The following is a 19,777-nucleotide window of genomic DNA, read 5'->3' as shown; positions in this document are numbered from 1 at the left end:
CGGTCGTACCGTGAGCGCCCGGCCCTCGCGCGGGGGGCGCGCACTAAAGCAGACCTGTCTCAGGTGAGACGTTCTTTCACGCTGGCCAGCAGATGATCGGACGCTTTTGCCAGAAGGCTGGCGTCGGTGCCGCAGGCGACAAAGGTAAAGCCTTCGTTCAGCAATTCGCTCGCGAATGCGGGATCCAGCACGAGCGTTCCGACCGGCACACCCTTGTCGATCAGCTTTCGGGCAGCGGGTTTGATCAACGCCCAGACTTCCGGTGCCATCGGGCTGCCAAGTTTGCCGATATCGGCGGCAATATCGCCGGGCCCGAAGAAGATATCGCTGATGCCATCGACATCGCTAATCGCGTCGGCCTGCGCGACGGCCGCGCGGGTTTCCAGTTGTACGATCACGGTCGTCTCGTTTTCAATGGCAGAGACGTAATCGGTGACGCGGCCGAACTTTGTCGCACGCGTGGCCCCCGAGACACCGCGCACACCGTTCGGGGGGTAGCGGGTCGCGGCGACAGCTTTCTGCGCCTCTTCCACGGATTGGATCATGGGAAACAGAAGGCCCGGCGCACCCAGATCGAGCAGTCGCTTTACCGCGACATCATCGTTCCATTCGACCCGCACGATTGCCGTTGTGTCGCTGGCGGCAAAGGCTTGCAACTGTCCCAGAACACTGAAGTAGTCATTGGGGCTGTGCTCCATGTCGACAAGCGCCCAATCATAGCCCGCATGCGCTGTCACCTCCGCCACGAAATTGCTGCACAGGCTGATCCAGAGGCCGATCTGTTTGTCACCGCGGGCCAGCGCTTGGGTGAAGGGGTTCAACGGCACCTGCATCAGATGATCGCCTTTTCGATGATCCTGCCCCCTGCCGGGATGCGGTCGAAATGGAACTGCGTCATATTGAGTGTCCGGTATTCCCCGTGAACCATGATCTCGGCGGTGCCGCGTCCCATGGCCGGGGATTGCTGCAGGCCGTGGCCCGATAACCCGTTGAGAAAGAGGAAGTTTTCGACTTCCATATGCGGGCCAAGGATCGCGTTGTGATCGAAGGTGTTGTAGGCATAGTGCCCGGCCCATTCGGATTGCACCTTGATCGCTTCGAACTGCGGAATGCGCGTCGCGAGGACGGGCCAGACGTGATCTTGCCAGATGGCGTGATCCATCCCAAAATCATCGGGGTCTACCGCAGGGTCAATATCGGAGTGGCCACCGCACTGGTACGTCCCGCCGCCGTTTTCGCGCACGTGAACGCCGGACGGATCGATTGTCAGGGGCAGATCGCGGTCCAGCGGTCGCTCCGCGGAAAAAATCCACGAGAACCGTTTGCGCGGCTCCACCGGAATATCAATTCCTGCCATCCGCGCGGTCGCTGCCGCCCGCGGACCGGAGGCGTTGAGCACCTGACCACAAGCGATGACGTCACCCGACTTCAGCGTGACGCTTTCAACGCGGGTGCCTGCGGCGTTGCGGGTGACTGCGACAACTTCGTTCTCGATGTGTTCCACGCCGCGCTCGCGGGCCGATTTGCGCCACCAGTCAAACACGGCCGTGGCATCCCAGAACCCTTCGTCCACGAGGTTGATCGAGCCCAGAACGATGTCGTCCACATTGTAGTATGGATAGGCGGCTTTGATCTGGTCGGGGGTCATCAGCTGCGTCTCTGCACCTGCGGCCACCTGTACCCGCTGGCTTTCGCGCAGAAAGTCTGCAAAGCCTTCGCTATCGGCCAGATACATGTACCCGAACGGGCGGATGGACAGGTCCGGTACGCGGTCGTCGTTGCCCATATAGCGGGGCAGGTTCTTGACGAAATCCGCGGCAAACTGGCTGATCCGCACGTTCAGTTCGCCCGAGAATTGCTGACGCATGCGCGAATTGGTGTGCATGGTCGATGTGTTTTCGTAAGTAAGGTCGCGGTCGATGACCAGAACGCTGCCATCAAAATCCGCGTCGTCGGACAAGAACCAGGCGGCAGAGGCCCCCATCATCGCGCCGCCGATGATGACGACGTCATAGGATGTGCTTTTGGGTGATTGCGTTTTCACAGGGGATCTCCTCGCGCGATTGCGGCTTCGACATCTGCGATGTCCTCGGCCGAAAGATTGTAGTCTGCAGCGGCGGTCTGCGCCGAAATATAACCCCGCGCCAGATCGCGTTTTATTTGCTCCACGTCGCGTTCGGACGGATCGCCGTATCCAGCCCCCCCCGGGAAGGCCATCAGGACCCTGCGCCCGTGGGCCACGAACTGTTTGCCCTTGCCATTCATGGCCGTGCCGTCGTCCTGTACGATCGTCGTGGGCGCGCCGGGGCCCCCGCCACGCCGGCCGCGTGCGGGATGATCGACACGGTCAAACATCGCCTGAATGTCGAATTCGTGGCCCTCTTGCGCTCCGACTTCCATGTATTGACCAAGCCCGCCGCGTGTCCTGCCAACGCCGCCTGAATCGGGGCGCAACTCCTTGCGCCAGATGATGACGGGGCCTGCGTGCTCGGTGGCCTCGATGGGCATGGTCATCACGCCCGACGGGAAGGCCGTGGCATTAAGCCCGTCGTGCCGGGGCCGGGCCCCCGATCCGCCGGAATTGAACGTCAGAACTTCGGAGCGCCGCGCGGTCGCCGGAGCAGGGGCATCGGTGCGTGGGCGCAAGGACACCTGAAAGTTACACAAACATCCCGCGCCTTCGGCGGGGACCAGACCGGGGACGATCTTGTCAAATGCGTTGAACACCACATCGGGTACGAAATGCCCCACGATATGACGCAGGGCCACCGGCGCGGGGTGCAGGGCGTTGACGATCGTATTGGGGGGCGCTTCTATCTCGAACGGGGCGAGCGATGCTGCGTTGTTGGGTATCTCGGGTGCGATGGCGACCTTGAGCGCGTAGCAGGCATAGGCCTTTGCATAGACCAGCGGACAATTGATGCCTTTCTTGTCCAGACCGGAGGAGCCGGTAAAATCCGACACGATCCTGTCTCCCTGAATGCTGACCCTGACCCTGAGCGTAATGGGGCGGTCAAATCCGTCCACTGTCATCTCGCCCGATGCGGATTGCTGCGGCAGCGCCGCGATCCGCTCGAGCGTTGCGCGGCGCGAATTGTCGAGGATGAAGGCGGCGATGCCACCCAGATCATCCAGATCGAATTCGTCCATCATATCGACAAGGCGGCGGTGGCCGATTTCGTTGCAGGTGGCCAAGGCGTAGATGTCACCGATCAGTTGATTGGGTTCGCGCACGTTGCCGCGGATGATCCGCGTCAGGGTCTCGTCGACCTTGCCGCGATCCGCGAATTTCATGATCGGAAGATATAGGCCCTCTTCGTAAACGCTGTGCGCATCTGCCCCGAACCCGCGCCCGCCGATGTCGACAATATGCGCGGTGCAGGCAAAAAAGCCGACCAGCGTGTCTTTGTAAAATGAGGGCGTGACCATTGTGATGTCGTGCAGGTGGCCTGTGCCTTCCCACGGATCATTGGTGATATAGACATCGCCATCCGCAATATTGTCGCGACCGATCCTGCGGATGAAATGGGCCACCGCGTCAGCCATGGCGTTGACGTGCCCGGGGGTGCCGGTCACCGCCTGCGCCAGCATGTTGCCTGCAACGTCATAGACCCCGGCGGACAAATCACCCGCTTCCCTTACAGAAGTGGAAAATGCCGTTCGAACAAGTGCCTGCGCCTGCTCTTCGACCACGGAAATCAGGCGGTTCCACATGACCTGATAGGCCACGTTCGAGTGTTCTTGTGTCATTGTGCCGACCCCTTCGTTATGACGTCGATACAGCCGTCCGGCTGCCTGATCGCGTTCCGGCTGGCGGGCACGATGATCGTGGTTTCATCCTCGACAATCGCGGCGGGGCCGACCGCGTGTACGCCCGCCTGCATGTCGAAGCGGTTGACGATGTCCGCGTCCAGAAACCCGGCCGATGCCGCGTCGAACACCCTGCGCGTTCCGGTCGGCGCGGCGCGATCTGTGCCGCCCAGCTCGGGCGTCCGTGCCACCGGTTGGGGCGGCGTCGTGGCATTGACCGACCAAACCGTTATCTCGATATCCATACCCGCAACGGGTCGGCTGAACAGCTTGGTGTAATCCTCGATAAAACGGGCTTCAAAAACGCGGGCATCGGGGGCCATTGCCTGCGCTTCGCTCAGGCTGATCGGAATTTCCCAGCCCTGACCGGTGTAGCGCATATAGACCTTGAATTCCGACAGAATGGGGCTTTTTTCGTCGCAGGTCCGCACAAAGCCGGTGGCCTCGGCCTGAAGCTCGGCTAACAGGGTCTTGATCCGCTCGGGGTCAAAATCACTGAGCTTCATATAGACGGAGCGGTTGGCCTCGAAACTGAAGGGCGCACGCAGGAACCCGATTGCCGATCCCACGCCAGCCCCGGGGGGCACAAGCAGGCGTTCGACGCCCAGCTTTTCGGCCAGACGGCCGGCGTGCAAAGGAGCGGCGCCACCGAACGCGATCATCGTATATTCGGACAGGTCCTCGCCGTTCTCGACCGCATGCACGCGGGCCGCGTTGGCCATGTTTTCATCGACCACTTCTGCCACGCCGAACGCCGCCTCGGTCGCGTCCATGTCCAGTGTTTCGCCCACGTGGTGGTTCAGCGCGGATTTCGATGCCTCGGGGTGCAGCTTGATGGACCCGCCCGCAAAATTCTCCGGGTCCAACTTGCCCAGAACGAGGTCCGCATCGGTGACGGCGGGGCGCGTTCCTTCTCTGCCGTAGCATGCGGGGCCGGGCTCCGATCCGGCGCTTTCCGGCCCGACGCGGATCTGGCGCAAACCGTCTACATGCGCCAATGATCCGCCTCCCGCCCCGATTTCGACCATGTCGATAACGGGGATCGAGATCGGCATGCCCGAACCCTTTTTGAACCGGTAGGTCCGGGCCACTTCGAACACGCGGGACGTCTTCGGGGTCTGGTTCTTGATGAGACATATCTTCGCCGTGGTGCCGCCCATGTCGAAGGACAGCACCTTTTCCAACCCGTAGCGCGCGGCAATATGGGCCGCGAAAACCGCGCCGCCCGCGGGCCCTGATTCAACCAGCCGGACGGGAAAGTCCGCGGCGTTCTGGATCGAGATGATCCCCCCGCCCGAATGCATCAGGAAGATGCGGCACGACACGCCTTCGCCCTTCAGCCGGTCTTCGAGGCGGCCAAGGTAAGAGGCCATCAACGGCTTGATATAGGCGTTGGCGACGACCGTGTTGAACCGTTCGTATTCGCGCATCTGGGGGGAGACTTCGGAGGAAATCGAGACCGCGACGTGGGGCAGCTTTTCGGCCAGCACATCGCGTACCAACCTTTCGTGGGTGGGGTTGAGATAGGAATGGATCAGCCCGACTGCGACACTTTCGAAACCGGCCTTGCCGATCTGGTCAACCACGGCCTCGACTTCGGCGCGATCGATGTCGACAAGCACCTCTCCGTGCGCATCGACACGGCCTGCAACGGTAAACCGCATCTGTCGCGGCAGCAGCGGATCGGGCAGGTTGAGGTTCAGATCATATTGCTCGAACCGCGATTCCGTCCGCATTTCGATCACATCGCGGAAACCACGGGTCGTGATGAGGGCCGTCTTTGCCCCCCGCCGTTCGATCAGGGCATTGGTGGCAAGCGTGGTGCCGTGGATAATCTGGTCGATCCGGGAGGGCGCAATGTCCGCTTGGGCACAGACGGTGTGCATGCCATCGATGATCGCATTCTCCGGCGCGGCATAGGTCGTCAGAACCTTTGTAGAAAAGGATTTGTCATCAATTTCGAGGACAACATCGGTAAACGTGCCGCCGATGTCGACGCCAAGGCGGACAGAGGGTGCTGACATCTGAAGCTCCTACAAACAGGTACATCCGCAAAAAGCCAGACAAGCCCGCGATAATCAAATCGATTTAATTTCTCGTCCCGATCAGTTTTATTGATCTAATGGGTTTGCATCGCAACTTTTGCAATTTGGGCGGCCTTTTCCACGTAACGCGCGGCCCGCGTCGGTGCATACCGCGCATAGAATGACAGGGGTTCGGGCAGCCAGTCGCAGGTCAGCTCTTGCAGATCACCCGACGCGATTTCGCCCGCAACGAGCCGCTTGGGCAACAGCGCCGCGCCCAGACCTTCCAGCACCATGGGCACACAGGCAGAAAGGGCGCTGGAATGGACAATCCGCTCACGGCGCAGCCCTTGTTCCTTCGCGGTGGAATGAAGGGCCGCGCAGGCCTGCGTATGTTTTGCGTGGGTCAGTATTGTCATGCCGAACAGGTCAGAGAGACGAAGCGGTGCGTCCAGGCTTTGCATCAGGTCTGGCCGCGCGATCCAGCAATAGGGCTCCTCGCCCAGAGGCTCACTGGTAAAGGCCTTTGATTTAAATGGACCGGTTTGAAGCGCCAGATCGAGCTGGCCTTCCATAAGGCGGGCATCAATCGCGGTTGAAAGATCGACCTCCAGTTGAATCCGCAGCTTGGGGTAGGCGTCTTTCATCAGCCGCAAAAAGGTTTGCAGCCACGTGCATGCGACGAGTTCTGTGACGCCAAGGCGCAGGGTTTCCTCGATCATTTCCTGACGGCCCGCCGCTTCGATAAGTGCTTCGGCGGCCCACAGGACATCGCGGGTCTTGCGCAGCAGTTTTTCACCATCTGCCGTCAGGCGGACGGAACCGGCATCGCGGATAAGCAGGGTGACACGCAACGCGGATTCGAGTGCTGTGATGCGTGCCGAAATATTCGGCTGGGTCGTCCCGAGGGCCGCTGCCGCCGCGCGAAAGGTGCCGGTATCAACGACAAAGGCAAACGCCTCGAGCTGTTTGAATGTGATCTGGCTTTTGATCATGTCCCGCTCGGCAATAAATCCAGTTGATAGTCAGGCTATCCTTTCCACTGGCGCAGGCAAGGGGTTTCAGCATGGCCGGGTGTGAACGACCCCGGCGCGTCCTGCGCGCGGCGTCAATCTTGGCAAATCGTTTCAAATCGAACGCATAAAAATCTGCACGCTTCAACCTTGGTTAGGGGATGCCGGGGTACCTGAGCAGACCCCTTCGCGCAGCCGCGACGGGCCAATCGGTTTCAGGATAGATCGATGATATTTGGAATATTTTTTACAACAGAGTTCACGGAGAGCTAGGTTATGGCGACGCATTCTTTCATCGGGCTTTCGCCGAGCACCATCCAGTATTTCACCGAAAGCCGCCTGCGGGTTGATCCGAGCTATAATGCGGCAACGGCGTTGTCCTTCACCATAACCGATGATGACGGAACATGGTCCGGCGATGCCGTGTCCAACGAGACCGCGGACGATACCTCCCAGCAGACGACAACCTTGCGCGACAGTGCGGGCAATGTGCTCGCCAGCGGTCCGTCCTATCTCGAAAGCCGGTTCAGCATTACCGATGAAACCGGCGGAACCGTGAACATCTACGCGGTCGAGATCGGGGGCACGGCGGTCGGATATGTCGCGGACGGGCAACTGCAACCGGGCAATACCTACACGTACACGCCGTCAAACGTCACAAACTCGAATGCCCCGTCCTACACCGATCTGGACAGCCAGACCTACGCTTCGGGCGCCGCAAACGCGATCAAGGGCACGGGAAATGCCGACAACCTGCTGGGCGGCGAAAGCGATGATACGATCCATGCCGGTGGCGGCAATGATTTTGTCGCGGGGGGCGATGGGAACGACCGGTTGTTCGGGGAAGGCGGCAACGACACACTGAGCGGCGGCGACGGCGGCGACCTGATAAACGGGCAGGAAGGTGACGACAGCCTCGACGGCGGTGCCGGTTTCGACAATCTGTATGGAAATGCGGGGAACGATACGCTCAGCGGTGGCGAGGGGGCAGATTTTCTTTTTGGTGGTGCCGGAGATGACGTCGTGTCGGGCGGGGACGATGGCGATACGTTCTTTATCGAGAATGCGTTCGGTAACGACACGATCTCGGGCGGCGAAGGCGGAGATGACGCCGACAGCATCAACGCCAACCCGATATCCGGGCCCGTCTTGGTGCGTCACAGCTCTGACGAGGCGGGAACCCTGACCGATGGCACCGATACAATCGCCTTTTCGCAGATCGAAGCCTTCGATCTGACAAGCGGTGCCGACACCGTTTACGGCGAAAGCGACAGCGCCGGGTTTTCGGCTGACGGTGGCGCAGGCGACGATTTTCTGCGCGCCGGCAGCGGCGCGGACAGCCTGATTGGCGGATCGGGACGCGACACGCTCAGCGCAAATCTCGGCGACGATACGCTCGACGGTGGCGACGATGCGGATGTCGTCGCGGGTGGATCGGGCGATGACCTGCTTGCTGGCGGCGCGGGTGATGACGTGTTGCGCGGCGAAAATGTCTGGATCGATGTGCCGAGTTTCGCCTCGCAAGGGGGGGCTGCCACCACGTTGACCGTCACGAATGACGCCGATGGGCCGGTCGAATTGTGGTGGATCGACAATACGGGCGCGCTTCAGTTTTACCAGACCATCACTGCGGGCCAGACGGTTACCCAATCGACTTTCGAAGACGACAACTGGGTGCTGCGCGATGAAAACGGTTTCTATCTGCAACTGATCGAGGGTGGCAATCAAACCGTCAATTACGGCGCGGATGGTCTTGCCGATACGATCGAAGGTGGCACGGGTGCTGACACGATTGTCGGCAACTTCGGCGATGACAGTCTTGATGGTGGTGCAGGCGACGACAGCATTTCAGGCGGCTATGGCGACGACACGCTGTTTGGCAAAGACGGTGCCGATACCCTGAGCGGCGGCGCGGGCAACGATTTCATCGATGATGAACTCGGTCCCTCACAAAACGGATCGGGCAATGATGTTTTCTACGGCGGGGCCGGCAGCGACACGGTCTGGGGGGGAGACGATGCTGACACGCTCTTTGGGGATGAGGGCAACGATTTCGTCGGGGGCGAAAGCGGCGCAGACGCGATTTACGGCGGCAGCGGCAGCGACACGCTCGAGGGCGGAGGCGGCGCTGATCTGATCGGCGGCGATGGCGGTACCGACCGGATCCTTGGCGGGGATGGGAACGACACGATTGATGGTGGCAACAATACCGACACCGTGTTTGGCGGGGCCGGTGATGACGTCATTACGGACACCGGCGGCGCCATGTCCGACGACACGATCTATGGCGAGGACGGGAACGATTGGATTTCCGGAGGCGTTCGCGAGGATTTCCTATCGGGGGGGAGTGGGGACGACACGGTCGACGGCGGGGAGGGCGACGACACCATCGAGGGCGGTATCGGCAACGACAGCCTGATTGGGGGTGACGGCGGCGACACAATCGCGGGCGGCGATGGCAACGACTGGATCGATGGCGGCGACGGGAATGATTCTCTAAGCACCGGTCTGGGCGAGGACACGTTGTTCGGCGGCGCGGGTGACGACACACTCACCAATTCGGACGGTGATGACAGCCTCGTGGGCGGCACGGGCGATGACAGCATCGTGGCCACAGGCGGCAATGATACGCTGGAGGGAGAGGCCGGCAACGACACGCTGATCGGCGGTGCGGACGACGACAGGCTCGTGGGGGGCGCGGGGGCCGACAGCATGGACGGCGGCGAGGATGCCGACGTCTTTGTCATCGAAGACAGCTTCGGCAATGACACGATTCTTGGCGGTGAAGGTGTCACATCGAGCAGCGACAGCGACACAATCGTCGGCCTGACGACAAGCGATATCGCCGTGACCTTCAGCGGCGACGAGGCCGGTACCTTTACCGACGGAACCGACACGATTTCCTTTTCCGAAATCGAAAACATTTTTACCGGCGATGGCGATGATCTGATCGATGCGTTCAACGACGGGGTCGGCGTCGGGCTTTTCGGCTTCGCGGGCGAAGACACGATCATCGGCGGGGGAGGTGCGGACTATATCGAAGGCGGCGACGGCGCCGATCAGATCGATGGTGATCAGGGAGACGACACGGTCTTCGGGGGTGAGGGCGGTGACAGCCTCTTTGGCTGGACCGGCAACGACAGCATCGAAGGCGGGGCAGGCGACGACCTGATCCAGGGCCAGTTCGGTGACGATACGATCGACGGCGGCACTGGCAGTGACATGATCCAGATCTCTGCCAACGCGGACACCGACACCATTGTCGGCGGCGACGAGGGCGGCGAGACCGACACGCTCGATTTTGTTGGCTCCACGGCGGTGAATGTCCTTTTGACCGGCGACGAGGCGGGCACTTACGCCTCCACAAGCGGCACAGCCGACGGCATATTCTCCGAGATCGAATTCATCGATGGCACGTCGGGGCAGGATACGATTGACGCTCGCGCCGATGGCTCCGGGCTGGGCATTGATGCAGGCAACAATGACGACACGGTGATGGGCGGCGATGGCGCCGATCTGATCCTTGGTCAGGGGGGCAACGACAGCCTGACCGGTGGCGCGGGCGGCGACACGATCGCGGGCGGCGATGGTGACGACTATATCGAAGGGGGTGCGGGCGACGATGTTCTGACAACGGGCGAGGGGCAGGATACCTTGCTGGGCGGTGACGGCGACGACACGCTGTCGAATTCCGCGGGCGACGACAGCCTTGTCGGGGGGGCGGGCAATGACAGCATCACCGCGACACTTGGCGATGATACGTTGGAGGGCGGTGACGGAAACGACACGCTCGACGGGGGCGCTGACGATGACCGGCTCGAAGGGGGCGCGGGGGACGACCTCATCACAGGCGGGACCGGAGACGATACATTCGTCTACGCCGCGGGCGACGGTTCAGACACGATCACCGATTTCAACACCGGCAATACCGGTACGCTGGACGACGGCGATACCACCAACAACGACTTTATCGACCTTTCGGGGTTCTACGATGACATCTGGGAACTGCATGCCGACCAAGCGGACGATGGCATACTGAACCAGTCCAACGACGGCGTTGATGGTGCGGATTACTCGGATAACGACAGCTTCGGGGCTGGCAGCCTGACATTTCAGGGCGCGCGTGCGGACAACAGTTCATTCACATCGGAAAACACCGGTGTTGTCTGTTTCGCCAGCGGAACCCTGATCCTGACGCAGGGCGGTGAAGTGCCAATCGAGCGGTTGTGTTGCGGCGACCGCGTCGTGACGCACACCGGAGACCTGCAGCGCATCCAGTGGATCGCGCACACCGAGCTGACGCTTACGGCAGGACAGGTGGATCGCCGGCGGACGCCGGTGAGGATCAAGCCCCGCGCGGGCAATCGCGCACTGTTGGTGTCCCCGCAACATTGCATGCTTGTGGTGGGACCCAGCGGTCTGCCCGTCTTTGTCCGCGCACGCCATCTGGCCGAAGAAACGACTTTTGCATCCTTTGCCAAGGGTCGGCATGCGGTCACCTATTGGCATATCCTGCTTGACCGCCACGCCGCGATCATTGCACAGGGCCTGCCGAGCGAGAGCTTTTACCCCGGTCCGTATGCGTTGGGAATGCTGCCGCGAGCGGAACGCGCCCGGCTCCTTTCCGCCGCATCGCGGCGTGGCGGGTTTGACGGGACTGTCTTTGGCCCGCGGGCCTTTCCGGTTCTGCCCCGCGGCGCTGTGCGGCGCCGCTGGAAAGCGGGCACAATGACTTTTGCGGCGCCACCGTGCCCGAATCTGTATGTGCCCGCCGCCGCCTCCTGCGCTTGAAACGCGTATCGCCTGAACGGTTGCATCCCGATTTTACCATTGCCCATCGCAGAGTGCGGTCGCGCCGTGCAACAGGGCCGCAGTCCGCTTACTCCGCCAGCGCCGCTGCATTTTGTTCCAGATGCGCGATGGTTGTGGTACCCGGAATGGCAAGCACATTCGGGGCGCGGCCCAGCAAACGTCGCAATGCCGCGCCGGGGTCAATCGCTGCGCCCTGCGCCATCGGGTTTGCGCCCAACGGGCCGTGCGGGACAAAGGCGATGCCTTGGGCATCCAGCCAGTCAATCATGCTTTCCTGCGCCGCGTCACGTTCATCGGCTGGTGAATACCGGTTCTGGACCGCTGCGATGGGCGCGATACGCAATGCTTCCCTGACCTGATCGATTGTGACATTGGACAAACCGATCATGTCGATCTTCCCCGCCTGACGCATATCCTCGAGTGCGGCGACGCTTTGCGCGATTGGCGTGACCCCGTCGGGGGCATGCACATAGTAAAGGTCGATCTTGTCGGTGCGCAGATTGGCGCGGCTTTCGTCGACGTGGCGTTTCAACGTGTCCGCCGAGGTATCGCGGTCTATGCTTGGCGCTCTTTTCGACCCCGCCTTTGGAGGCAATGAACATCTCACCGTAGTTGCCATCGGCATCTACCAGCGCATCTGCAATGAGCCGCTCGTTGTCGTGGGGTCCGTAAGCGCGGGCAGTGTCGATGTGCGTAACGCCAAGCTCTCGGGCGCGGCGCAGCAGGTCAATACCGCCTTGCCAATCTGCGTAAGGGCCGAAATTACGGGGCTGGCCTGTCAGCCGCATCGCGCCGTAACCGATCCGGTTGATCGTCCGTCCGTTGGGAAATGTGAATGTCGTATGTGTCATGACTGAGTGTCCTTTTTCGTGTGTGTCGTGACAAAGGTAGATGCCGCCGGGATAGACGGTAGTGGCATATGAGGCAGGATTGTTATACGTATTGCGTATGAGCAGCCGGTTTGATCGTCTCACCCTTCTTTCGACATTTGTGCGCATTGCCGAGCGGCGGTCGCTTTCCGGCGCGGCGCGGGATCTGGGAACCTCGCAGCCTTCGGTGTCGCGCCAGCTTGCCGCTTTGGAAGACCGTTTGGGCACGGTTCTCGTGCGGCGCACCACCCATGATGTCACGCTTACACCGGACGGCCTTGCGCTGCTGGCGGACGCACGGCGGATGTTGGGTGAATGGGAAGCCATAGAGGACCGTCACAGCGGGCAAGGTGGACTGCGCGGCACCATCCGCGTCATCGCTCCGGTCGGTTTGGGACAGCGGCTTTTGCTGCGGGCAGCGGCGGAATTCATGCATGCGCACCCGCAGATAACCATAGACTGGCGGCTGCGCGATGACGTGATCCGGTTCGCCGAAGAGGGGTGCGATTGCTGGATCAAGATCGGCGCCGTTCCTGACGATACCTTGGTGGTGCGCCAGCTTGCCAAGGTAGAGAGGCTGGTCGTGGGGACCGCCGATTGTCTGGCGCGGCAGCGCGGGGCCGATGTGGCCAAGATGCCATGGCTCACCCTCGGACAATTCGAAGGCAACCGGATCGAGCTATACGACACGAAAGGAGCGGCGCGGAGTTTTACCGTTCGGCCCAAGATGGCGAGTGACAATATTTTCGCGATTTACGAGGCTGCGCGGCAGGGGGTCGGCATCGCGATCCTGCCACGGTGGTTTGTCGCCGAAGACCTCGACAGCGGTGCGCTGGTTGATGTGGCACCAAACCTGCGAGCCGCGCAGCTTCCCGTGAACCTTGCGCTGGCAACGGGCACGCAGAGGCCCGCGCGGGTGGAGCGGTTTTGCAGAGCGGTCCAAGCGTATTGCGACAGATGGCTTTAAATGCCGCCCCGAAAATTCGGGCACTGGTCCTTTCCCGCATGACCCTGAGCGCAAACGCGTTGCCGTTTGTTGTCGAAAACCTCATGCGCCCGTTCAGCCGCAACACGCAGGTTGACGTTCAGCGATCAAACAGCTCGGTCGTGAGGTCGGCAAACAAAGGGCGCAGGACGTCGCGACTGTATTGGTTTGCCAGCAGAACAAACGCACGCCGTGCGGCCAGATCGATACCGATACGCGCAAACCACAAGGTATTTGACCCCGAATGGACAAGCTGTCCGCCGGGCGTGACGTTCCACCCCATCGCATAATCTCCGCCGAATTGCGGAGCATGCAGCCGCTGCCAGCTTTCTTGCGACAGGAAATCGGTGTTGCCCCATGCCCCATCCAGATGCGCCTCGGCATAGCGCAAAAGATCTGGCGCGCTGATGTGGACACGACCGGCGGGGCCCAGTGCGGGTATATTGTCGGCAAAACGCTCCGGCGCCACCGGGCGGGGCCGCGCTGTGCCCCGGTGGCCGCGCGGTGCGTCGAGCCTATCGAGGCTGCCCGGTGGTCCGAACCCGGCGCTGCCAAGACCGAGCGGATCGAATATGTCGCGCGTGATGAGGGTTTCCCAAGATTGGTCCGTCGCGGCCTCCAGCATGGCACCGACAACGACATAGCCCGCGTTCGAATAGGCAAACTCCGTCTCGGGCGTGGACACGGGCGGCTGCGCCAGAACAATTCGCGCATAGATTTCGCGGTCGGCGCGGGCATCCCTGCCGGCGTCCGTGCCACTGAGCCTGAGCGCGGCGATCCTGCCAATGTTAGCGGGCAGCCCCGCGCGGTGGCTCAGCAAGTGGCGAAAAGTCAGCGGGCGGTACGCGGGATGCATATCGCGCACGACCGCGCCAAGCAGATCGCCGACCGTATCTTCCCATGATAGAGTGCCACGCTCGACCAGCCGCGCCACCAGCGTGGCAGTCATCGATTTGCTCAGCGATCCGATGTGCCAAGGGTCAGTTGTGACCACAGGGACGTCCGTGCCGGCGGCCCGAAGACCGTCCACGGCGACGATAGCCTGCCAGTCACCCGCATCGGTCGCGCTCAGCACCCCCACTGCCGCGCCCGGTGCGCCGGTTGCCGTGATGCGGCGCGCCATTTGGTCCGCGTCGGTTTGGGCCGTCGCATCGCAGGCCAGCGGAATGATTATGGCCAGCGTGAGGGCAACGAGGATGAATTTCATGCGAACCTCCACGGCGATGCTGCGGCAACCAGTCGAATGTGGTCATAGCTTAGATGAAATTGGTGGAGGGGGATGATCGCCGGACCGGAATGGGCGCCATCCTGCCAAGCCGCTACCGATCGAGGCTGGCCAGAAGCTGGTGGAATTTCTCGCCCTGTACCGCAACATGATCGCGCAAGACCCTTGCGGTGTTCTGTGCATCGCCGTCTTTGAGATACTGCAGGATCTGGGAGTGTTCTCCCATCGACTGCCTCAGACGCCCGCGAAAACGCAGCTGGATGCGCCGGTACGCCTTGAGACGCGCCTGCAACTGCAGTGCCTGCTTTTCGAGAAAGCTGTTTGCCGCACCACGGTAGATGATCTGGTGGAACGTTTCGTTCTCGGCGTAATAGCGGTCGTGGTCGGCAGCCTCTATCGCCTCTTGGCACCGCGCGTTCGCGGCGGACAGCGCTTCCAGATCGGCGTCACTCATGCGACTTGCCGCAAGGCGACCGCAGACCGCTTCGAGTTCGGCCATGGTTTCGAACATCTCCATCAACTCGACCGGGCCGGGTTGCCGGATGAAGACGCCGCGCCGCGGGATCTGTTCGGCCATGCCGGAGGTGACGAGCACCTGAAGCGCCTCCCGAATAGGGGTGCGCGAGACGTGGAACTGCTCTGCGAGTTTCAACTCGTCAAGCCGTTCGCCATCCCGGAATTCTCCAGCGAAAACAAGCTGTTCCAGCGTATTTGCGATTTCGTCTGCGCGTCTCATTTCCATTGGGAAACAATACCATCCCGATTGGTGGAAATGCAATCATAGAATTCTTGTATACGAAAAGATTGACTCGTTATGCGAGCCATGTGACGCTTTGGCCGTAGGTTCGATGCAAAATTCGATTCACACCCTGGGAGGAAACTATGAAATTCGCAAAATTTACGGCGACGGCGATGGCGGCGTGTCTGGCGTTCGGGTCGGCGGCGAGCGCCGAAACATTACGTCTGTCACATCAATGGTCGAACAAGGACGTGCGCCATCAGGTTGCACAAATGGTTGCTGATGAAGTGGCGGCAGCCGACGTCGATCTCGACATCCAGATTTTCGGCTCGAAATCCCTGTTTAAGCCGCGCGAGCAATACCGCCCGCTTAGCCGCGGGCAGCTGGACATGACTGTATTGCCGCTGAGCTATGCAGGCGGTCAGCAGCCCGCCTATAACCTCACTTTGATGCCCGGAATGGTGAAAAACCACGACCACGCGGCCCGTCTGAGCGCGTCGCCCTTCATGGCGGCACTCGAGGAAAAGATGGCCGACGATGACGTAATGGTGCTGGTTCACGGGTATCTGGCAGGCGGTTTTGTCGGCAAGGACAAATGCATCACGAAGCCCGAGGATGTGAAGGGCCTGCAGACCCGCGCCGCAGGCAAGGCGTTCGAGCAGATGCTGGCGGGGGCAGGGGCCTCTATCACCGGAATGGCGTCCTCCGAAATCTATAACGCGATGCAAACCGGCGTCTTGAACGCGGCAAATACCTCGTCGTCCTCCTTCGTTTCCTACCGCATCTACGAGCAGGTCAGCTGCTACACTCCGGCGGGTGATGTGGCATTGTGGTTTATGTATCAACCGCTGTTGATGAACAAATCCCGATTTGACGGCCTGACGCCGGAGCAGCAAAAGGCGCTGATGGATGCGTCGGCCAAGGCGCAGGCGTTCTATCTGGAAGAGGCGAAAAAGCAGGACGCGGCGTCCGAGCAGGTGTTCCGTGACGCGGGCGTCGAGATTGCGCAGATGTCGGCCGAGGATTTCGAGGCGTGGCGCGCGCTGGCGCAGGAAACATCCTATGCCAGTTTTGTTGAAGAAGTGGAGGGCGGTCAGGAACTGCTCGATATGGCGCTGGCCGTCGATTGATCGGCGCTTTATTCGGGCCGCATCGTGACGCGGCCCGAAGATGTTTCTTCTTTTATTCAAGGGTGTTGCAATGGCAGGCCAAAGCTCTGTCGCGGCCGCGCGGACGGGGAACAACCCGTTCCTGCGTCTCGTGGCTGCTCTCTCTACGCTTGCGGGATGGTGTTCTGCCGCGATGATCGTGGCGGCGATCGCGATCACGTGCCAGATGATCTTCGTGCGCTTCGTCCTCAACGGCTCCACCATCTGGCAGACCGAAGCGGTGATTTATCTGGCCATCGGCGCCACGTTGATCGGTCTGCCCTATGTGCAGCGGCTGCGCGGTCACGTGAACGTCGATCTGATCCCCTTGGCGCTGGGGCGCAAGGCGCGCTTCGGTCTGGCCATGTTCACCCTGACGGTGTCCATCGTCATGGTGGCGATCATGCTTTGGCATTCCTATGAATTCTGGCATCTGACGTGGGAGCGGAACTGGAAATCCGATACCGTCTGGGGCGTACGCCTGTGGATACCGTATCTGGCGCTGCCCGTAGGCTTTGCCCTGTATCTGTTGCAGCTTGTGGCCGATCTGGTGGCGATCCTTCTCGGGATCGAAAAGCCATTCGGTTTGGAGGACAGCTGATGGATCCGCTCACACTCGGCGCTATCGTTGCGGTCTGTACCATTCTGGTGCTGTTTTCAGGCGTGTCTGTCGCCTTGGGGCTGCTGATCGTATCGACGGCGTTTATCATGATATTCGATGGCATGCGGTCGCTGGAATTGCTGCCCGAAATCCTGTTTGGCAAGCTCGACAATTTCGCACTGCTGTCGATCCCGATGTTTATCATCATGGGATCATCCATCGCGTCGACCCGCGCGGGTGCGGATCTGTACGAAGCGTTGGAGCGGTGGCTGACGCGCGTTCCCGGAGGATTGGTCATCTCGAACCTCGGGGCTTGTGCGCTTTTCGCGGCCATGTCCGGATCAAGCCCCGCGACCTGTGCGGCGATCGGCAAGATGGGGATCCCCGAAATGCGCAAACGCGGCTATCCGGACGGGGTCGCCGCAGGTTCTATCGCGGCAGGAGGCACATTGGGCATCCTGATCCCGCCATCGGTCACAATGATCGTCTACGGCATCGCAACCGAGCAATCGATCGGCCGGCTCTTTCTGGCCGGGGTCATTCCCGGTCTGCTGCTCGTGGTGCTTTTCATGGTGTGGTCGCTCTACTCGACGTGGCGATCCGGAGACCGCGCATTGCTGGCGCAGGGCAACTATACGTGGAAGGAAAAGCTTGAGATCCTGCCGCGGGTGGTGCCGTTTCTGGTGATCATCGTCGGTGTTCTTTATGCCATGTACGGTGGTGTCGCGACCCCGTCAGAGACGGCAGCGGTGGGCGCTCTTTTGTGTCTATTGATTGCGATGGTGATCTACAAACTGTGGAACCCCGCTGATCTGTGGGTCGTCCTGCGCGACAGCACCAAGGAAAGCGTGATGATCCTGTTTATCATCGCCGCAGCGGGCGTGTTTTCCTATATGCTGTCGAGCCTGTTCATCACCCAATCCATCGCCGCCTGGATCGGAACGCTGGACGTGAACCCCTGGGTATTGATGGGTGCGGTGAATGTCTTTTTGCTGATCGCCGGGTTCTTCCTGCCTCCGGTGGCCGTGATCCTGATGGCAGCACCGATCTTGTTGCCGATCATCACGACGGCCGGTTTCGATCCGATCTGGTTCGCGGTTGTGCTGACGATCAATATGGAAATCGGCCTTATCTCACCGCCTGTCGGGCTGAACCTCTATGTCATCAACGGGATCGCGCCTGACATCTCGCTCAAGACGATCCTTGCCGGATCGCTGCCGTTCGTGGCCTGTATGGTGATCGCGATCATCTTGCTGTGCATCTTCCCCGGTCTGGCGACATGGTTGCCTAACGCCGTCATGGGCACCGCGATATGAGCTATCTGAGCGGCCTCTTCTCAACCGTTTTCGAGCGCCGCTTTGCGCGGGCCGTCTCCTCCGGTGCCGAGGGCCGCGCGATCAATGATCTGGCGCATGATCTTCTGGGCACGCAGGGCGAAGTGTCCGGCAGCACAGTGGCGCGGTTGATCCTCGATCACTACGCCCACGCTGAACCGAACGAAAAGCGCGCGTTCTTCGACTTCATGCTGCGCGATCTTGAAATCGATCCGGTGGATGTGGTCGAAACGCTCAAGACCTACAAACAAAGCCCGTCCAAGCGCAGCTATCAAGCCTATGCGCGGGCGAGCGAACCCCGCCGTCAGGAGCTGCTGCGCCGCCTGAATCAGGTGCCCGGCGGGACGCAGCGGCTCGTGTCCATGCGGCATGATCTTTTGCGTATGATGCAGCAGGACGCGGCCTTGGGCCCGCTCGACGTTGATTTCCAGCATCTTTTCGCGTCGTGGTTCAATCGCGGCTTTCTGGTCCTGCGCCGGATCAACTGGTCAAGCCCGGCCGCCGTTCTGGAAAAGATCATCGCCTATGAGGCGGTACACGCGATTGACAGCTGGGATGATCTGCGCCGCCGTTTGGAACCCTCTGATCGGCGCTGTTTCGGGTTCTTCCATCCCGCCATGCCGGATGAGCCGCTGATTTTCGTCGAAGTGGCGCTTACACAGGGCATTCCGAACTCCGTGCAGACCTTGCTGGCCGACGGACGAGAACCGATCGAGGCGCAGGATGCCGACACGGCCGTATTCTATTCCATCTCGAACTGTCAGGCGGGTCTGGCGGGGATTTCCTTTGGCAATTCGCTGATCAAGCAGGTGGCAGCCGAATTATCGCGGGACCTGATCGCGCTTGAGACATTCGTGACCCTGTCGCCGATCCCCGGCCTGACCCGCTGGCTCGATCAAAATGCGGACCCCGCACTGATGCGTGCATCGCTGGAGCAGCAGGCCGCCCATTACCTTTTGAACGCGAAACGCGAAGACAGGTTGCCCGTTGATCCGGTCGCCCGCTTCCATCTGGGCAACGGCGCTGTGGTGCATGTGGTACATGCGCAGGCGGACGTGTCGGACAACGGCATGCGACAATCGCGTGGTGCGATGGTCAACTACCTGTATGATCTGCCGCAAATCACCGCCAATCACGAGCGTTTCGTCACCGAAAAGGTCGTTACGGCATCGCCCGCAGTGCGCGCGCTCGGCGCGTCTGTTCCATCCAAGTCCTGA

At 61.0% G+C, this 19,777-nt stretch carries 14 protein-coding genes and 1 pseudogene; 6 read left to right on the top strand and 9 right to left on the bottom strand.

The window, feature by feature from the left end; translation table 11 throughout:
- Positions 1–59: 59 nt before the first annotated feature.
- The 5 genes from K3756_RS10735 to K3756_RS10715 all read right to left on the bottom strand — a co-directional run bounded on the left by K3756_RS10735 (position 60) and on the right by K3756_RS10715 (position 6,829).
- Positions 60–833: an HpcH/HpaI aldolase/citrate lyase family protein gene (locus K3756_RS10735; RefSeq protein WP_259987236.1), complete on the bottom strand. Its 774-nt coding sequence runs from the start codon at positions 831–833 to the stop codon at positions 60–62.
- On the bottom strand, positions 833–2,044 hold the full coding sequence (locus K3756_RS10730; protein WP_259987235.1) for an FAD-binding oxidoreductase: 1,212 nt from the start codon (positions 2,042–2,044) through the stop codon (positions 833–835). Before K3756_RS10730 ends, K3756_RS10735 begins: the two co-directional genes overlap by 1 nt.
- A complete protein-coding gene (locus K3756_RS10725; RefSeq protein ID WP_259987234.1) occupies positions 2,041–3,750 on the bottom strand; it encodes a hydantoinase B/oxoprolinase family protein in 1,710 nt (569 codons plus the stop codon). Before K3756_RS10725 ends, K3756_RS10730 begins: the two co-directional genes overlap by 4 nt.
- The gene (locus tag K3756_RS10720; RefSeq protein WP_259987233.1) at positions 3,747–5,834 is read right to left on the bottom strand and encodes a hydantoinase/oxoprolinase family protein; all 2,088 of its coding nucleotides are present in this window, start codon (positions 5,832–5,834) and stop codon (positions 3,747–3,749) included. The genes K3756_RS10725 and K3756_RS10720 overlap by 4 nt, the downstream gene beginning before the upstream one ends.
- Before the next feature lie 95 nt (positions 5,835–5,929).
- Positions 5,930–6,829: a LysR family transcriptional regulator gene (locus K3756_RS10715; protein WP_259987232.1), complete on the bottom strand. Its 900-nt coding sequence runs from the start codon at positions 6,827–6,829 to the stop codon at positions 5,930–5,932.
- A 294-nt stretch (positions 6,830–7,123) separates the two neighbouring features.
- Here K3756_RS10715 and K3756_RS19580 point away from each other — a divergent pair, with 294 nt between their 5' ends.
- Positions 7,124–11,638, top strand: coding sequence for a Hint domain-containing protein (locus K3756_RS19580; protein ID WP_311201695.1), 4,515 nt, complete (start codon positions 7,124–7,126; stop codon positions 11,636–11,638).
- Positions 11,639–11,726: 88 nt separating this feature from the next.
- Here the strand turns inward: K3756_RS19580 and K3756_RS19625 are convergent, their stop codons facing one another.
- Both K3756_RS19625 and K3756_RS19620 read right to left on the bottom strand, forming a co-directional pair.
- Positions 11,727–12,191: an aldo/keto reductase gene (locus tag K3756_RS19625; protein WP_409202398.1), complete on the bottom strand. Its 465-nt coding sequence runs from the start codon at positions 12,189–12,191 to the stop codon at positions 11,727–11,729.
- A gap of 109 nt (positions 12,192–12,300) precedes the next feature.
- Positions 12,301–12,447: pseudogene (locus tag K3756_RS19620) on the bottom strand (aldo/keto reductase); the annotation flags it as partial.
- Between the two features lie 160 nt (positions 12,448–12,607).
- Here K3756_RS19620 and K3756_RS10690 point away from each other — a divergent pair.
- Positions 12,608–13,495: a LysR family transcriptional regulator gene (locus tag K3756_RS10690; RefSeq protein WP_259987230.1), complete on the top strand. Its 888-nt coding sequence runs from the start codon at positions 12,608–12,610 to the stop codon at positions 13,493–13,495.
- Positions 13,496–13,613: 118 nt separating this feature from the next.
- Here K3756_RS10690 and K3756_RS10685 read toward each other — a convergent pair whose 3' ends face one another.
- Together K3756_RS10685 and K3756_RS10680 are read right to left on the bottom strand one after the other, a co-directional pair.
- Positions 13,614–14,720, bottom strand: coding sequence for a serine hydrolase (locus K3756_RS10685; RefSeq protein ID WP_259987228.1), 1,107 nt, complete (start codon positions 14,718–14,720; stop codon positions 13,614–13,616).
- A gap of 112 nt (positions 14,721–14,832) precedes the next feature.
- Positions 14,833–15,480, bottom strand: a complete 648-nt coding sequence (locus K3756_RS10680; RefSeq protein WP_259987227.1) for a GntR family transcriptional regulator — start codon at positions 15,478–15,480, stop codon at positions 14,833–14,835.
- Between the two features lie 140 nt (positions 15,481–15,620).
- On the opposite strand from K3756_RS10680, the gene dctP reads away from it, so the two are divergent.
- The 4 genes from dctP to K3756_RS10660 all read left to right on the top strand — a co-directional run bounded on the left by dctP (position 15,621) and on the right by K3756_RS10660 (position 19,777).
- The gene (dctP, locus tag K3756_RS10675) at positions 15,621–16,607 is read left to right on the top strand and encodes a TRAP transporter substrate-binding protein DctP (protein ID WP_259987226.1); all 987 of its coding nucleotides are present in this window, start codon (positions 15,621–15,623) and stop codon (positions 16,605–16,607) included.
- Positions 16,608–16,677: 70 nt separating this feature from the next.
- On the top strand, positions 16,678–17,226 hold the full coding sequence (locus tag K3756_RS10670) for a TRAP transporter small permease (RefSeq protein ID WP_259987225.1): 549 nt from the start codon (positions 16,678–16,680) through the stop codon (positions 17,224–17,226).
- Positions 17,226–18,542: a TRAP transporter large permease gene (locus K3756_RS10665; RefSeq protein ID WP_259987224.1), complete on the top strand. Its 1,317-nt coding sequence runs from the start codon at positions 17,226–17,228 to the stop codon at positions 18,540–18,542. Before K3756_RS10670 ends, K3756_RS10665 begins: the two co-directional genes overlap by 1 nt.
- Positions 18,539–19,777, top strand: a complete 1,239-nt coding sequence (locus tag K3756_RS10660; RefSeq protein ID WP_259987223.1) for a malonyl-CoA decarboxylase — start codon at positions 18,539–18,541, stop codon at positions 19,775–19,777. Before K3756_RS10665 ends, K3756_RS10660 begins: the two co-directional genes overlap by 4 nt.

The organism is Sulfitobacter sp. S190 (genome assembly GCF_025141935.1).
Taxonomy (GTDB): Bacteria; Pseudomonadota; Alphaproteobacteria; order Rhodobacterales; family Rhodobacteraceae; genus Sulfitobacter.
The sequence above is the reverse complement of the archived record's forward strand: the minus strand, read 5'-3'. Positions and strand labels throughout refer to the sequence as shown.

Bases quoted from the DNA above. Each gene is read 5' to 3' on its own strand.
- K3756_RS10720 (WP_259987233.1), bottom strand. From the start codon at position 5,834: ATGTCAGCACCCTCTGTCCGCCTTGGCGTCGACATCGGCGGCACGTTT.
- K3756_RS10715 (WP_259987232.1), bottom strand. From the start codon at position 6,829: ATGATCAAAAGCCAGATCACATTCAAACAGCTCGAGGCGTTTGCCTTT.
- K3756_RS10670 (WP_259987225.1), top strand. From the start codon at position 16,678: ATGGCAGGCCAAAGCTCTGTCGCGGCCGCGCGGACGGGGAACAACCCG.
- K3756_RS10680 (WP_259987227.1), bottom strand. From the start codon at position 15,480: ATGGAAATGAGACGCGCAGACGAAATCGCAAATACGCTGGAACAGCTT.
- K3756_RS19580 (WP_311201695.1), top strand. From the start codon at position 7,124: ATGGCGACGCATTCTTTCATCGGGCTTTCGCCGAGCACCATCCAGTAT.
- K3756_RS10685 (WP_259987228.1), bottom strand. From the start codon at position 14,720: ATGAAATTCATCCTCGTTGCCCTCACGCTGGCCATAATCATTCCGCTG.
- K3756_RS10665 (WP_259987224.1), top strand. From the start codon at position 17,226: ATGGATCCGCTCACACTCGGCGCTATCGTTGCGGTCTGTACCATTCTG.
- K3756_RS10660 (WP_259987223.1), top strand. From the start codon at position 18,539: ATGAGCTATCTGAGCGGCCTCTTCTCAACCGTTTTCGAGCGCCGCTTT.
- K3756_RS10690 (WP_259987230.1), top strand. From the start codon at position 12,608: ATGAGCAGCCGGTTTGATCGTCTCACCCTTCTTTCGACATTTGTGCGC.
- K3756_RS10735 (WP_259987236.1), bottom strand. From the start codon at position 833: ATGCAGGTGCCGTTGAACCCCTTCACCCAAGCGCTGGCCCGCGGTGAC.
- K3756_RS10725 (WP_259987234.1), bottom strand. From the start codon at position 3,750: ATGACACAAGAACACTCGAACGTGGCCTATCAGGTCATGTGGAACCGC.
- dctP (WP_259987226.1), top strand. From the start codon at position 15,621: ATGAAATTCGCAAAATTTACGGCGACGGCGATGGCGGCGTGTCTGGCG.